This is a genomic window from Arthrobacter sp. ISL-30, from assembly GCF_018613855.1.
Classification (GTDB): Bacteria; Actinomycetota; Actinomycetes; order Actinomycetales; family Micrococcaceae; genus Arthrobacter.
Map to the genome: position 1 here is coordinate 59,046 of NZ_JAGGPK010000016.1, position 16,429 is coordinate 75,474.

8 protein-coding genes are annotated in these 16,429 nt (G+C 62.9%); 6 read left to right on the plus strand and 2 right to left on the minus strand.

Features of this window, described 5'->3' with window-relative positions; all coding sequences use genetic code 11:
- The first annotated feature begins 1 nt into the window (after position 1).
- Together cysS and rlmB are read left to right on the plus strand one after the other, a co-directional pair.
- On the plus strand, positions 2-1,474 hold the full coding sequence (cysS, locus tag J7E82_RS07285; protein WP_214861959.1) for a cysteine--tRNA ligase: 1,473 nt from the start codon (positions 2-4) through the stop codon (positions 1,472-1,474).
- Positions 1,475-1,566: 92 nt separating this feature from the next.
- Positions 1,567-2,568 (plus strand): 23S rRNA (guanosine(2251)-2'-O)-methyltransferase RlmB, encoded by a 1,002-nt coding sequence (gene rlmB, locus J7E82_RS07290; RefSeq protein ID WP_214861960.1) that lies wholly within the window; start codon positions 1,567-1,569, stop codon positions 2,566-2,568.
- A gap of 70 nt (positions 2,569-2,638) precedes the next feature.
- Here the strand turns inward: rlmB and J7E82_RS07295 are convergent, their stop codons facing one another.
- On the minus strand, positions 2,639-3,451 hold the full coding sequence (locus J7E82_RS07295; protein ID WP_214861961.1) for a carbon-nitrogen hydrolase family protein: 813 nt from the start codon (positions 3,449-3,451) through the stop codon (positions 2,639-2,641).
- An 80-nt stretch (positions 3,452-3,531) separates the two neighbouring features.
- On the opposite strand from J7E82_RS07295, the gene glgX reads away from it, so the two are divergent.
- Entirely contained in the window at positions 3,532-5,640 is a 2,109-nt protein-coding gene (gene glgX / locus J7E82_RS07300) for a glycogen debranching protein GlgX (protein ID WP_214861962.1), read from the plus strand.
- Between the two features lie 66 nt (positions 5,641-5,706).
- Here glgX and glgP read toward each other — a convergent pair whose 3' ends face one another.
- On the minus strand, positions 5,707-8,328 hold the full coding sequence (glgP, locus tag J7E82_RS07305) for an alpha-glucan family phosphorylase (RefSeq protein WP_214861963.1): 2,622 nt from the start codon (positions 8,326-8,328) through the stop codon (positions 5,707-5,709).
- Positions 8,329-8,460: 132 nt separating this feature from the next.
- On the opposite strand from glgP, the gene J7E82_RS07310 reads away from it, so the two are divergent.
- The 3 genes from J7E82_RS07310 to J7E82_RS07320 are packed head-to-tail and all read left to right on the plus strand — an operon-like array spanning position 8,461 to position 16,170.
- Positions 8,461-10,545 (plus strand): alpha-1,4-glucan--maltose-1-phosphate maltosyltransferase, encoded by a 2,085-nt coding sequence (locus tag J7E82_RS07310; protein WP_374223597.1) that lies wholly within the window; start codon positions 8,461-8,463, stop codon positions 10,543-10,545.
- Positions 10,545-12,341, plus strand: coding sequence for a maltose alpha-D-glucosyltransferase (gene treS / locus J7E82_RS07315; protein ID WP_214861965.1), 1,797 nt, complete (start codon positions 10,545-10,547; stop codon positions 12,339-12,341). The genes J7E82_RS07310 and treS overlap by 1 nt, the downstream gene beginning before the upstream one ends.
- A gap of 1 nt (position 12,342) precedes the next feature.
- A complete protein-coding gene (locus J7E82_RS07320; RefSeq protein WP_214861966.1) occupies positions 12,343-16,170 on the plus strand; it encodes a 1,4-alpha-glucan branching enzyme in 3,828 nt (1,275 codons plus the stop codon).
- Positions 16,171-16,429: the final 259 nt, after the last annotated feature.

Consider the following 16,429-nt stretch of genomic DNA (forward strand, 5'->3'; position numbering starts at 1 on the left):
GGTGACCCTGCGCTTCTATGACACAGCATCCGCCGAAGTCCGCGACTTCGTTCCCCTGGTACCGGGTCAGGCCAGTGTTTATTACTGTGGCGCGACCGTGCAGGGAATGCCGCACGTTGGGCACATCCGTTCGGCAATCGCCTTTGACCAGCTGACCCGCTGGCTTGAGTATCGAGGACTGCGGGTGACCGTGGTTCGCAACGTCACCGATATCGACGACAAGATCCTTGCCAAGTCTGCCCAGTCGTTCGGGCCCGACTGGGCGGAGGAGCCGACGGCGAAGCCTGAGGAGGAGTGGTGGGCCCTTGCCTATCGCTACGAGCAGGAATTCGAGAAGGCATACGACGTCCTTGGCGTACAGCGGCCAACGTATGAGCCCCGCGCCACGGGCCACATCCCCGAAATGCACGCGCTGATCCAGCAACTGATCGATCGGGGACATGCCTACCCGGCCCTCGATGGCTCCGGGGACGTGTACTTTGACGTTCGTTCCTGGGACCGGTACGGCTCCCTGACACGGCAGAATATTGATGACATGCAAGGGGCCGCCGACGCCGACCCCCGCGGCAAGAAGGACCCCCGCGACTTCGCCCTCTGGAAGGGCCACAAGGACGGCGAGCCCATCACGGCAAGCTGGGCATCACCTTGGGGCCGGGGTCGTCCCGGCTGGCACCTGGAGTGCTCGGCGATGGTCAGCAAGTACCTCGGCACCACCTTCGATATTCATGGAGGTGGACTTGATCTGCGTTTTCCCCATCACGAAAACGAGATGGCCCAGTCCCAGGCGGCGGGCCATACGTTCGCGAACTTCTGGATGCACAACGGCATGGTCACCTACGAGGGTGAAAAAATGTCCAAGTCCGTTGGCAACACCATCAGCCCTGAGGAAATGCTTGCTGTAGCTTCACCGCGGGTTGTCCGCTACTACCTTGGCCAGGCGCACTACCGCTCGGTGCTGGACTACCGGCCCACATCGCTCCCGGAGGCCGCGGCCGCCGTCGAACGAATTGACGGTTTCCTGGCCAAGACGGGTGCCAAGTTCGGAACCGACGTCGGCTTTGACAGCGGTTCCTGGCAGTCCGATGCCGTTGCCGAAGCGCATGGACGCTTCGCCGCGGCAATGGACGATGACCTCAACGTTCCGCAGGCCCTCGCGGCCCTGCACGAAACGGTCAGGATCGGGAACACTGCCCTTGCGGCTGCGGACGACGACACGGCCCGGGAAGCCATGGCGAGCGTCCTCACCATGACGGACGTCCTGGGACTCGACGCCGTCCAGCGTCCCGACGCCGCCGAGACCCTGGAACATGCCGCCCTGGCGGTCCTCGTGGAGGCCCGGCTGGCGGAGCGTGCCGAGGCGCGCGCCAACAAGGACTGGGCCGCATCCGATGCCATCCGCGACTCCCTCGCCGCCGCAGGCATCATGGTGGAAGACGGTCCCGATGGCGCCAGCTGGAGCCTCAAGCGGGACTGAGGAACGGGGCTAAGAACGGCTACGCCCGTCCATTTGTCTTGAGTCAGTAGACTGGAGACCAGACTTACCCAATCCAATCAAGGTGGAATTTCATGGCCAACCACGGTCGCCCTGGCGCAATCCGCAAGAGCAAGAAGGGCCCCAGCACCGGTACCGGTGGCCACGGCCGCAAGGCCCTCGAAGGCAAGGGCCCCACGCCAAAGGCTGAGGACCGCGTCTATCACAAGGCGTTCAAGAACAAGCAACTGTCCGAGCGTGCCGCCGCCAAGCGCGGCGGGCCCTCCGGCCGCCAGGGACAGGGCGGCGCCCGCTCGGGTCCGAAGGGACGTGCCACCGAGGAATTCGTCACCGGGCGCAACTCCGTTGTTGAAGCACTGCGTGCCGGCATCCCGGCCAAGGCCCTCCATGTCGCCATCCGCATCGAAATGGACGACCGCGTCAAGGAATCGCTGAAGCTTGCGGCCGAACGCGGGATTCCGCTGCTGGAGACCGGCAAGCCCGAGCTCGACCGCATGACGGAGGACGCCGTCCACCAGGGCCTGGTCCTGCAGATCCCTCCGTACGAGTACGAGGACGCCTACGAGCTCGCCGAGCAGACCATCGAAAAGTGGAAGAAGGGGCATATCGCCAACGCACCCCTTTTTGTGGCGCTCGATGGCATCACCGACCCGCGTAACCTTGGCGCAATCATCCGCTCCGTGTCGGCCTTCAGCGGCCACGGCGTCGTCGTCCCGGAGCGTCGCTCTGTGGGCGTCACCGCTGCCGCCTGGAAGACGAGCGCCGGAGCCGCCGTCCGCGTCCCCGTAGCCCGCGCCTCTAACCTTAACAACGCCCTGAAGCAGTTCAAGAACATGGGCATTTACGTGCTCGGCCTCGACGGAGACGGCGACGTTTCGCTTCCGGCGCTGTCGCTGGCCACCGAGCCCGTCTGCATCGTCGTGGGCTCCGAAGGCAAGGGCCTGAGCCGCCTCGTCCGTGAAAACTGCGACCAGATCGTCTCGATTCCAATCGATTCAGCCATGGAATCGCTGAATGCGTCCATGGCCGTGGGCATCTCGCTCTACGAAGTGTCCAGGCAGAGGGCCGCCCAGTAACCAACCCAACTCACTCGCAGTTGTTGTCGTTATGAGAGCTCATGACGACAACAACTGCGAGTCACTTGGGTCAGAACTGGCGGCGGTTGGCGAGGACCGGGAGCTTTTGGCGGGCCTCTTCTATAACTGCGGGGTCCAGGTCTGCGAAGAGGAGACCTGGCTCGCCTTTCAGTTCTTCGATCACCGTCCCGAAGGGGGAGACGACGGCGGAGTGGCCCACTCCTGTCGGAGCGGTGCCCCTGACTTCCACGCCCTGCGTCGTGGGATCTGCCTGTCCGCAGGCGAGCACGAACGTCGTTGTGTCCACGGCGCGGGCACGCGAGAGCAGCTCCCATTGCTCCACTTTGCCTGGTCCAGACCCCCAGGAGGCGCAGACGATGTTGGCCACGGCCCCTCGCTCGGCGTTCGCTGTGAAGAGGGCCGGGAAGCGGATGTCGTAGCAGGTGGCAAGGCCGAAGGTGATGTCTCCTGCTGTGAACGTAACAGGTTCGGTGCCGGGGTCTACGGTGTCTGACTCGGCAAAGCCGAACGCATCGAAGAGATGGATTTTGTCATAACTCGTTTCGATGTCGGGGCCGGTAACCAGCAGGGTGTTGCGTACCTTGCCGTCACCGGTTCCATCTGCCGAGGTGCCAGGGGTGAACATGCCGGCAACAATGACAAGGTCAAGCTCCTTGGCGATCCTGCGAACTTCGTTAGCCCACGGTCCGTCCAAGGGTTCTGCGATATCAATCAGTGAGTTACCGAACGCACGCATCATGGCCTCGGGGAAGACCACAAGTTCCGCTCCTCCCTCCTTGGCCCGCCTGGCATATTCTGCAAGGATCGACAGATTGGCCGAGAGGTCACGGCCTGTGGTGACTTGGGCGACTGCTATCCGCACAATTACCTCCAATTTGCGTGGCTCGCCACAAAGGCCAGCCGGAACCTGACTTTTGCTCCCTGCGGCTAAGCTTTTAATCGATGGTAATGCCGATCCTTGACCCAGCGTCCACCGTCGACGCGTCGCGGCCGACGCCTTTGGGACTAAGCATCCCGAGGGTCGGTGTTTCCCCGGACAGCTCCGGCAGGGACCGCGTCAACGTCGCGGTGTTCGCCCCTGCCGTTAACCATCTGGAGATTGTCTTCCAGGCGCCCGGCGAAGGCTGGAAAGTCCGTACCCTTCCCAACGTGACGGATGGGGTCCACCATGGCCTCGTCAGCGGCTTGCCATATGGAACGCGTTACGGCTTCCGCGCTGCCAAAGAGCACGGTGCCCTTCCGCTGTCGGTGCCGGCCACGGACGTGGACGACGCCGGCCAGCAACTGTTGCTCGATCCCTACGGTTGCGGTGTGGACCAGCGCGGCGACTTCATCACGAGTGTCCACATGGACCGTCACTTCGATTGGGGCACCGATCGCCACCCGGGCATTCCCTGGCGGAACACCATCATTTATGAGGCCCATGTGCGGGGCCAGAGCATGCTCCATCCGGACATTCCGGAAGAACTGCGCGGAACGTACCCAGGCATGGCGCATCCCGCCATGATTGAACACTTGACCAGCCTGGGAATCACCAGCGTCCAGCTCCTGCCCGTCCATTTCCATCTGGACGAACCCCACCTGCAGAACATTGGCCTGACCAACTATTGGGGCTATAACACGGCAGCTTTTTTTGCCCCCCATCCGGCTTACGCCACCCAGGCCGCGCGCAACGCAGGGCCCCATGCGGTGCAGGATGAGTTCAAGGGCATGGTCAAGCTCCTCCACCAGGCCGGCCTCGAGGTAATCCTCGACGTCGTGTACAACCACACAGCCGAAGGAGGCCCCGGTGGGCCTACTTTTTGTTTTAGGGGCCTGGGGGAGCAGCACTATTACCGGCACGATGCCCTGGGCCGCTACCTGGACACCACAGGCTGTGGCAACACACTAAACTTCGGCGAGCAAAAAGTAGTGCAGCTTGCGCTCGACTCGTTGCGGTACTGGGTCAATGAATTCCATATTGACGGTTTTCGCTTCGACCTGGCAGTGACACTTTGCCGCAATGAAGCGAACGAATTCGACCCCAAGCACCCGTTCCTCATGGCTATCGCCGCCGACCCGGTGTTGTCCGGTGTCAAGCTGATCGCAGAGCCGTGGGACGTTGGCTACGGGGGCTGGCAAACCGGCCGCTTCCCACAGGGATGGGTGGACTGGAACGACCACTTCCGCGACGGCGTGCGCAGGTTCTGGCTGACCGACCGTGCCTCCCTCGACGCCGGTGGCCGCGGCGGCCCGCCCGGGGAGTTCGCAGACGTGATTTCCGGGTCCGCCGGCCTGTTCGAGCAGTCGGGCCGATCACGCATGGCCTCCTTGAACCTCATTACCTCACACGACGGCTTCACTCTGGCAGACCTGACGTCTTACGATCGCAAGCACAACGAGGCCAACGGCGAGCAGAACCGCGACGGGCATGGCGACAACCTCAGCTACAACCATGGCTTCGAGGGCAGGTCCGAGGACGAAAAGATCGTGGCCGCCCGTGCCCAGACCCGGCGCAACCTTATGGCTACCCTCATGCTGTCCATCGGCGTTCCGATGGTCACTGCCGGTGACGAACTGGGCCGTACCCAGCAGGGCAATAACAATGCCTACTGCCAGGACAACACGGTCACCTGGCTGGATTGGACGCGCACGCCCGAAACCCATGACATGCTCCGCAGCACGAAGCGGGTGATCAGGCTGCGCAAGGAATTCCTCTCCCAACAGCCGCACGATTTTCCCATCCGCGAGGAGCGATCGTTCTTGCACTGGTTCAATGAACACGGCAAGCCGATGTCGATTGATCAGTGGAATGACCCCAGCCGTCGTGTAGTACAGCTGCTGTTGGGCTCCGAGGACGGCGGCCTGGAAGGGCTTCTGGTCATCAATGGTGGAGCTGAGGACGTAAAAATCGCCCTGCCCCAGGTCAGCAACGAAAAGGGCACGGGCAACCGGATGTTTGAACTACGCATGACCACGTCTGACCTCCATGAGATTCGGCAGGGCGTGCGGGTCGCCTCCGGAGAGCGCGACATCCTCCAGGGCTACAGCATCAACATCTACCGAACCTAGGACCCAGGGCAGACCCGTGAAAATGCCCGGGTGCGCACAGCGCACCCGGGCATTTCGTGAAAAGCCCTAAGCGTTGACGATCAAACCGAGTTCAGCCTTGGAGGCCAGGGCCGGGTGCTTGGGGAACACCCTGACGGTGTAGCCGAAGGGTCCCGAGCTGTTGATCATCACGGACCCGCTGAACAGGTGCCTGCCATGCCCCAGGTCCTCGACGGGCTCGAGCGAGGCGATGGTGACGTCCTCAATCTCATCGTTCTCCTCGGCGCGGCCATAGGCCACCTCCACCGTTACGTCGTCGGGCGTGAGCTCGTGGAGCGCCACATACGCGTTGACCTGTAGGGCATCCCCGATCTGTGGCTCTTCCGCCACGCCGACCGAATCGACATGTTCCACGATCAGCTTCGGCCAGGCGGCGCGGATCTTCGAGGTCCACCCGGCGAGCTCCTTGGCTTCCTTGAACGACTCGGCAACGGCTCTCCGGCCCGAAAGTGCGGCGGGCCGGTACAGCTCATTGACATAGTCCTGCAGCATCCGCTCGGCGGACACCGCTGGTCCCAGATGCGCCAGGGTGTGTTTGATCATCGAGACCCAGTGGGTGGGTACGGACTCTTTGACGGATTCGGAGGGACCGGCAGCTCCGGCCCGGTCGGAAACCGTGGAGCCGTAGAATCGGGGGGCCACCTGAGACTCCAGCAGTTCATAAAGGGCGGCTGCCTCGATGTCGTCCCGCTCCTCGGCTGAAGCTCCGTTGTTGGCCGTCGGAATGGCCCAGCCGTTTTCGCCGTCGTACATCTCGTCCCACCAGCCATCCAGGACTGACAGGTTCAGCGAGCCGTTGATGGCAGCCTTCATTCCCGACGTCCCGCAAGCCTCCAGGGGGCGCAGGGGGTTGTTGAGCCACACATCGCAGCCAGGGAAGAGCGTCCGGGCCATGGCAATGTCGTAGTTAGGCAGGAAGACGATCCTGTGGCGCACCGTCGGGTCATCCGTGAAGCGCACCAGGTCCTGGATCATCTTCTTGCCCGCGTCATCGGCCGGGTGTGACTTTCCGGCGATTACCAGCTGGATGGGGTGCTGCTTGTGCAGTAGCAGGGCCTTCAATCGCGCAGGGTCCCGCAGCATGAGGGTCAGCCGCTTGTAGGTGGGCACACGGCGGGCAAAACCGATGGTGAGGATGTCCGGATCCAGCACCGTGTCCGTCCAGCCGAGTTCAGCATCGGCTGCGCCACGCTTCTTCCAGGCAGCCCGCAGGCGCCGCCGCACATCCTCCACGAGCGAGGCCCGCATCTCCCGACGAAGGCCCCAGACGGCTTCGTCGCTGACGCTGTACGCCAGGTCCCAGCGGCCCTGGCTTTCGGCTTCGGGACCGAACTGTTCGCGGGCGAGCTGGGAAATGCGGGGATCCACCCAGGTGGGAACATGCACGCCGTTGGTCACTGACGTGATCGGTACCTCCGAATGGTCGAACCCTGGCCATAGGCCACTGAACATCTCCCTGGAGACCACTCCATGCAGCTTGGCCACGCCGTTGGCACGTTGCGCGAGGCGCAGTCCCATAACGGCCATGTTGAAGACCGCCGGATTGCCGCCGTCGTAATTTTCCCTGCCCAGCTCCAGGATCTTGCTCACAGGAACATCCGGAGCCAGCCCCGCCTCAAAGAAGTGCTTGATCTGGAGGCTCTCGAAGCGGTCAATTCCAGCAGGCACAGGGGTATGCGTGGTGAAGACCGTGGAGGCGCGGCCCGCAGCGAGTGCTTCGTCCCAGGTCAGGGGATCTTCGGCGGACATGAGTTCCTGGATCCGCTCGATACCGAGGAAGCCGGCGTGACCCTCGTTGGTGTGGAAGACCTCGGGTGCGGGTGTGCCGGTGAGGCGCTGGAAGATGCGCAGGGCCTTGACACCGCCCATGCCCAGGAGGAGCTCCTGCTGCAGCCGGTGGTCGCCACCGCCGCCATATAGCCGATCCGTGATGCCGCGGGCGGCATCGTCGTTGGCCGGCATATTGGAGTCCAGGAGCAGCAGCGGGACACGCCCGACGTCGGCCCGCCACACATGAGCGTGGAGTTTTCGGCCGTTAGGCAGGGGCAGTGAGATCTCCACCGGCTGTCCGACGCTACCGTCCGTCGTGGGTTCCCGGAGCAGTGTGAGCGGAAGGCCGTCAGGATCCAGGACGGGGTAGGTTTCCTGCTGCCAGGCGTCGCGGGACAGCGACTGCTTGAAATAGCCGGCCTGGTACAGCAGGCCGACGCCGACCAGCGGCACCCCGAGGTCCGAGGCCGCCTTCAGGTGGTCGCCGGCGAGAATGCCAAGACCGCCCGAATACTGCGGGAGTACTTCGGTAATGCCGAATTCGGGGGAGAAATAGGCGATGCAGGAGGGAGCCTCTTCACCCAGGCCCTGGTACCAGCGAGGTTCGGTGAGATAGCGGTCAAGATCCGCCGCCGCGGCTTGCACCCTGCTGGCAAGGTCTTCGTCGGCCGCCAATTGCTGAAGCTGTTCGCGTGTTATGGAGCCCAGCAATGTGATGGGATCGTAACGACTCTCTTCCCACAAATGCGGGTCCAGGCTTGCAAAAAGCTCCCTCGTAGGCCGATGCCACGACCAGCGCAAGTTGGTCGCCAAGCCGGCCAGTGGCCGGATCGACTCGGGAAGAACAGTTCGGACTGTAAACCTGCGTATCGCCTTCACGAGCGTCACACTAATCGACAAGTAGGACCGTCGGAACTTCTTTTGGTTTCTTTTAGGTAAATGACACATTGCGCGACGGAATATGCGGCGCATGCTTAGCAATCTGTGATTTTTCTCGATAACGTCGAGCCTGTGACGACTATTTCGCAGACCAAGGCCCCTTCCAAGTCAAAGCCGAAGCCGAAGGCCGACATCAGGGACGGCCTCCGCTTTGGACGCTTCCCTATCACTGAGGTCCAGCCCGTCGTCGAGGGCGGGACATTCCCGGCCAAGGCGCTGCCCGGGGAAGACATCGTGGTTGGAGCAACGGTCTTCCGGGAAGGACACGACCAGCTCGGTGTCAGCGCCGTCCTGTTCGACCCCCGGGGCAAGGAGCGCCAGCGCACGCGGCTCGCCCCGCCTCCCGGCGAGCGAGGCAAGGGAACGGATCGCTGGGAAGGACTGCTGACGCCCGAGTCGACGGGGATCTGGAGTTTCGCCATTGAGGCATGGCATGACCCCTACGGCACCTGGCACCACAATGCCGAGGTCAAGGTCGAGGCCGGGATCGACGTCGAGCTGATGCTTGCCGAAGGTGCGGCGCTCCTGGGCAAGGCAGCCGAGGACACCACCCGCAACGCTGCCGACCGCCGGACCCTTCGTACCGCGTCCGAGGGCCTCGCCGACGCATCCCGCTCCGCAGAGGAGCGCCTTTCCGCCGGCTTTAGCGACGAAGTCGCCGCAGTCATTGAACGCCAGCCGATCCGCGAGCTGGTGACCGTCTCTGAGCGGTACCCGCTGCTCGTGGAACGCGACGCCGCGGGTCGAGGCTCCTGGTATGAGTTCTTCCCCCGCTCAGAAGGCGCCGTCTTCGACGCCGCCGCAGGAACGTGGCAGTCCGGAAACTTCACGACGGCGGCCAAGAGGCTCGACGCCGTTGCAGAGATGGGCTTCGACGTCATCTACCTCCCCCCGATCCACCCGATCGGCAGGGTTCACCGCAAGGGACGCAACAACACCTTGCTGGCCGGCCCCAACGATCCCGGCTCGCCCTGGGCCATCGGCTCCAGCGAAGGCGGCCACGACTCCATCCACCCGGACCTGGGTACTTTCGAGGACTTTGACGCGTTCGTGGCCCGGGCCGGCGAGTTGGGACTGGAGGTGGCCCTCGACCTCGCACTCCAGGCCGCTCCAGACCACCCCTGGGTCGAATCGCACCCGGAATGGTTCACCACACGCGTTGATGGCAGCATCGCCTACGCTGAAAACCCGCCGAAGAAGTACCAGGACATCTACCCCATGAACTTCGACAACGACCCCGCGGGTTTGTCCAAGGAGGTCCTGAGGATCGTCCTGTTGTGGATCAGCCACGGCGTCAAGATCTTCCGCGTGGACAACCCCCACACCAAGCCGGTCTGGTTCTGGGAGTGGCTGATAGGACAGGTCAACAAGAAGCACCCCGACGTCGTCTTCCTCGCCGAGGCCTTCACCCGGCCGGCAATGATGCATGCCCTCGGCCGTGCCGGATTCCAGCAGTCCTACACCTATTTCACCTGGCGGAACACGAAGCCAGAGCTGGAGTCCTATTTCAACGAGGTCAGCCATGTCTCGCCTGCGTACTTCCGGCCGAACTTTTTCGTGAACACCCCGGACATCCTGACGGAGTATTTGCAATTTGGCGGACCCGCTGCGTTCGGCATCCGGGCCACTCTGGCAGCAACTGCCAGTCCGCTCTGGGGCGTCTACGCCGGTTTTGAGCTGTACGAACACGTTGCCCGCCCCGGCGCTGAGGAATACATCGACAACGAAAAGTACGAGTATAAGGACCGCAACTGGGATGCGGCAGCAGCGTCCGGGCGCAGCCTGGCGCCGTACCTGACCCGCCTGAACACGATCCGGCGATCGCACCCGGCGCTGGGCGACCTGCAAAACCTGACCGTGCACAACAGTACCGATGACGCCACCGTCGTGTACTCCAAGCACAAGACCTTGGCCGACGGAACCAAGGACACCCTGATCATCGTGGTGAACGTCGACCCGCACAGTACGAGGGAAAGTACCGTCTCCCTGGACCTGGCGGCGCTCCAGCTCGATCCGGCGGACTTCACCCATAACGGCCGCTTCCTGGTGGATGATCTGATCAGTGGCGAAAGCTGGGAGTGGGGCGAATACAACTACGTCCGGCTTGACGCTCATGTGGAACCGGCACACATTTTGAGCATCAGGAGGCAGCCCTAGTGAGTTTCAGTCCGCACATCCCTAGCCCGTACTTCACTCCAAAGAGCACCTTCGAGCTAAACGCTCCTGGCCTGCAGCACGATCCGCACTGGTATCGGAAAGCAGTGTTCTATGAAGTACTGGTGAGGGCATTTGCGGACGCGAACGGCGACGGCTCAGGCGACTTCCACGGCCTCATTGAAAAGCTGGACTACCTTCAATGGCTGGGTGTTGACTGTCTGTGGCTGCCGCCGTTCTTTCACTCGCCCCTCCGCGACGGCGGGTATGACATTGCCGACTACACTTCCGTCCTGGACGAATTTGGCACCATAAGCGACTTCAAGCGACTTGTAGCGGAAGCGCACGCCCGCGGTGTGCGCGTGATTATCGACCTCCCGCTGAACCACACCTCGGACCAGCACCCCTGGTTCCAGGAATCCCGGCGGGATCAGGACGGGCCGTACGGAGATTTCTACGTCTGGAGCGACACAGACCAGAAGTACCAGGATGCGCGAATCATCTTCGTCGACTTCGAAGAATCAAACTGGACCTTCGACCCCATTCGGCGTCAGTTCTTCTGGCACCGTTTTTTCAGCCACCAGCCCGACCTCAACTTTGAGAACCCAAAGGTGATCGAAGCCGTCCACGACGTCGTTCGGTTCTGGCTGGACCAGGGCATTGACGGTTTTAGGGCCGATGCCGTTCCCTACCTGTACGAAGAGGAGGGCACCAATTGCGAGAATCTTCCCGCGACCCACGCCTTCCTCCGCGAACTGCGGAAGATGGTCGACGCGAACTACCCGGGTCGGGTCATCATCGCGGAGGCGAACCAGCCCCCGCATGAAGTTGTGGAGTATTTCGGGACCGCAGAGGAACCCGAATGCCACATGGCATTCCACTTTCCCATCATGCCGCGCCTGTATTATGCGCTGCGTGACCAGAAGGCCGCTCCCATCATCGATACTTTCCGTGAAACACCGGATATCCCTCCCGGGGCACAGTGGGGAACCTTCCTGCGCAACCACGATGAACTGACCCTGGAAATGGTCACCCCCGACGAACGCGCGGCGATGCTGGGTTGGTACGCCCCTGATCCGCGTATGCGCGCGAACATCGGCATCCGGCGCAGGCTCGCCCCGCTGTTGGACAATTCGCGGGCGGAGATGGAACTCATCCACGCGCTGCTCCTCTCATTACCCGGCAGTCCCTTTCTCTACTACGGGGACGAGATCGGCATGGGGGACAACATCTGGCTCGAGGACCGCGATGCGGTGCGCACCCCCATGCAATGGAATCCGGATCGTAATGCCGGCTTTTCCAGTGCCGATCCGGGAAAGCTGTACCTGCCCATCATTCAGTCCCTTGTCTACAACTACACAATGTCCAATGTGGAGGCTCAGGCCGCCCATTCGGGTTCACTCCTGCGCTGGATGCGGCAGATCCTGAACGTCCGCAAGAACCATCCCGCCTTTGGACTCGGCAAATTCCGGCACATCCAGGCCGACCAGGACGCCGTGCTGGCCTATCTGCGGGAGCTTCCGGAAGGAAACGCGGAGGGGGAGGACAATGAGACAATCCTGTGCGTCTTCAACCTCTCGCAGCACCCGGTCGCCACCACGTTGGATATCCCGGATTACGCCGGCCGCGGGCTTCGGGACGTTTTCGGCGGACAGGTGTTCCCCGCAATCCGTGATGACGGCTCGCTAACCCTGACGCTGGGCAGCCACGATTTCTTCTGGCTGCGCATGCGCTCCATGATGTCGAATCCGGCGTCGCCCTATACCCAGGCAATTCCCGTACTGTCGATCGAAGGCTGAGATGACTTTGCCCCAAGTGACAACTCCTGTGGATGAACTCCTGCGCCGTTGGCTCCCGAACCAGCGATGGTTCCCGGTCAAGAACGACGACTTTACGCTGGAAAGTCGCGGCGCTTTCCAGCTCTCCGATGAGACGGGCGAAGCCCGCCTGGTGGTCAGGCTGCTGGAAATCGGCTATGTGAAGGCCGACGGCACCAGCCACAGCGACCTCCTGCAGGTTCCCCTCAGCTTCAGGGGGGCACCCTTGCCGGGGGCTGAGAACGCTCTCGTGGCTGAAGCGGAGGTGCCCGATTCCCTCACCGGCGTCCCCGCCGGGAACTCGGACGCCCTCTGGATCTACGACGCCGTCCACGACTCTGCTTTCGTGGCGGCCTGGCTTAATTTGATGCGGAGCGAGGCCGCCACCCTCGACGGAAATGCCCACGGCCATGTCGTTGTCGGTGGCGCCGGACTGCCGCAGGCATCCGGCCGGATCCGGGTTCTGTCAGGCGAGCAGTCCAACAGTTCGGTGATCATCGACGACGGCGAGGCGGCTGCGATCGTCAAGATCTTCCGGGTTGTTTCAGAGGGGCGGAATCCGGATGCGGAAATCGGCGCTGCCTTGACGGCAGCGGGGACAAGTGAAGTCCCTGCGACGCTGGGCTGGGTTACGGCCAGCTGGGATGTCTCAGACTCCAATGGTGGTTCCCCACGGCAGGCGACAGGAGAGCTCGCAGTTGCCCACGAATTCCTTGCCGGCGGCCAGGACGCGTGGCGTCTCGCCGTTGAGGCTGCGGCAGCCGGAAGCGACTTCACAGCGGAGGCACATGCCCTTGGAGCCGCAACCGCAACTGTCCATCAAAGGCTTGCCCAGACCCTCGGAACTGTTGAACGCTCTGCTGTTGAACAGGATCCGGCAGCAGCAGTAGCCCGGCGGGTCCGCCAGACGTGGGCGGAGGCCGGAACCGTCGTCGGACCCTATGACGCCCGCCTGGACTCCCTGCTGGCCGGACTCTCGCACACGGGAACGGGCAAGCTGCAGCGCATCCACGGAGACTTGCACCTCGGACAGATCCTCAGGGTTCCGGGAGCGTCGGGCCGGCCTGACCGCTGGGCCATCCTGGACTTTGAAGGCGAACCGCTGCGGCCCATCAAGGAACGCAGCCTCCCTGACGTTCCCCTCCGCGACGTCGTAGGCATGCTCCGCTCCTTCGACTACGCCGCTGGTGCCGCAGTCCGTGAGAATCCAGCCGCCGTTGTCCCCGACGAGTGGGTAGATGACTGCGCCGAGGCGTTCCTGGCCGGCTACAGCGAGGTCACGCCCGGAACCATTGACCGCCGCTCGCCGCTCTTTATGGCATTGTGGCTGGACAAGGCTTTGTACGAGGTAGTTTATGAGCTGCGGAACAGGCCGGATTGGTTATCCATCCCGGTCAACGCTTCGCGGCGGCTCCTCGAAAACACCAGCCCCGGCGGGAACGCCGCGGTTGCAGCGGAAGGTAATGAAATGACAGGCTCTGCGCATACCGATCGGCCCCGAGTTCCGCTTCATGTGGATCCCGGCACCCTTGCGAGGGTTGCTGCCGGCATGCACCATGCACCGCACTCCATTCTTGGCGCGCACCTCGATGACCACGGGCACGTGACGGTGCGCACCGTGAAGCATCTGGCGACGGCAGTTTCGGTGGTGACCGAACAGGGAACGATCCCTATGATTCATGAGGCCGACGGCGTCTGGGTCGCCGTGATGGAGCCCATCCAGCACGGGCACGTACCCGACTACCGCCTCGATGTGAGCTACAACGGCGACGCGCCTATTCGAGTGGATGACCCTTACCACTACCTGCCCACCCTGGGCGAGCTGGATCTTCACCTCATCGGGGAAGGCCGGCACGAACGGCTTTGGGATGCCCTCGGGGCGCATGTCCAGCACTACAGCTCGCCGCTGGGCGAAGTTGACGGCGTCTCGTTCGCCGTGTGGGCACCGAACGCGCAGGCCGTGAGGGTCAAGGGCGACTTCAACAGCTGGGACGGCAGGCACCATGCCCTGCGTTCCCTGGGATCCTCCGGCATCTGGGAAGTCTTCATTCCCGGTGTTGTAGCAGGGGCGTGCTACAAATACGAGATCCTCACCAAGGGCGGATGGTGGACGGAAAAGGCGGATCCGCTGGCCTTCGGCACCGAAGTTCCGCCCCAGACTGCCTCCAAGGTCATCGAGTCGCACTACCGCTTCAAGGACGACGAGTGGATGGCTGCGCGAGCCCTGAAGGACCCGCATAACTCCCCGATGAGCGTCTATGAGGTCCACCTTGGATCATGGCGCATCGGCTTGGGCTATCGGGAACTGGCCAAGGAACTGGTGGACTACGTCAAGTGGCTGGGCTTCACCCACGTCGAGTTCATGCCGGTGGCCGAACACCCGTTCGGCGGTTCCTGGGGTTACCAGGTCACTTCTTACTACGCACCGACATCGCGGTTCGGGCATCCGGACGAGTTCCGCTTCCTGGTCGATTCGCTGCATCAGGCAGGCATCGGCGTCCTGCTCGACTGGGTCCCGGCGCACTTCCCAAAGGATTCCTGGGCTCTGGCGGAGTTCGACGGCGAAGCCCTCTACGAGCACGCCGACCCTGCCTTGGGAGAGCACCCGGACTGGGGAACCCTGATCTTCGACTATGGACGTACCGAAGTCAGGAACTTCCTTGTGGCCAACGCTCTGTACTGGCTTGATGAGTTCCACATCGACGGGCTCCGCGTGGATGCGGTGGCGTCGATGCTGTACCTGGACTACTCCCGCGAGGAGGGGCAGTGGAGTCCCAACAGGTATGGCGGACGTGAAAATCTGGAGGCTATCTCGTTCCTCCAGGAGGTCAATGCCACTGTCTACAAGACCCACCCCGGCACTGTGACCATCGCCGAAGAGTCCACTGCCTTCCCGGGTGTTACCGCCCCGACGAGCCAGGGAGGCCTCGGCTTCGGCATCAAGTGGAACATGGGCTGGATGCACGACTCGCTGAAGTACATGTCCGAGGACCCCGTGAACAGGCGCTGGCACCACGGCACCATGACCTTCTCCATGGTGTACGCCTTCACCGAAAACTTCCTCCTGCCGATCAGCCACGATGAGGTCGTCCACGGCAAGGGCTCCATGCTGCGCAAGATGCCCGGAGACCGGTGGCAGCAGCTGGCGAACCTCAGGGCGTTCCTCGCCTTCCAGTGGGCGCATCCCGGTAAGCAGCTGATCTTTATGGGTACGGAATTCGGGCAGGAGGCTGAATGGTCCGAACAGCACGGCCTCGACTGGTACCTCGCCGACATTCCCTCCCACCGCGGACTGCAGCTGCTGACCAAGGACCTGAACGAGCTGTACGGTTCGACGCCGGCCCTGTTCACCCGGGACAACGAGCCTGGCGGATTCCAGTGGATTAACGGTGGCGACGCTGACCGCAACGTCCTGACATTCATTCGCTGGGACGAAGAGGGCAAGCCCCTGGTCTGTGCCGTCAACTTCTCGGGTGGTCCGCATAGCGGCTACCTCCTGGGCGTTCCGCTCCCCGGAGCCTGGGAAGAGGTGCTCAACACGGACGCAGAGCCCTACGGCGGCTCGGGCGTGATCAATGCGGGCACCCTCAGAGCGAAGATCAGCCCCATGGACGGCCAGCCCGCGCACTTGGATGTCACCCTCCCGCCTCTGGGAGCGGCATGGTTCAAGCCCACTGGCTCGAATACGGCGACACGTCTCGCCTCCACTGACGCGGTAGCTGGTCCAGCTTCCGCTGACGTGGTTATTCCCCAGGCAGTGATTCGCCAGGAAGTGATCACCCGGGAGACTGGCCAGCCCCAGCAGGACTGACCAGCTGCTGTAATCACCAGGGAAAGGGCCGGCGATCCTCGATCGCCGGCCCTTTCTGCCATCCGGTCTCAGGGCCCCCAGACTGGTTCGCGGTGGCTTTGCGACCGCCAGAAAGTGGTGGTATAGTTAGTACCCGCGCAGCCCCCTAGGGTGCTTCGGTGACGTTGACCGCGTTCCAATGTGAAACGAAGTCAAGAACGCCGATTTGACCCGGGTGGAGCTAGCGGGTAAGTTTGAAAAGTTGCTCCGGAGCGATCCT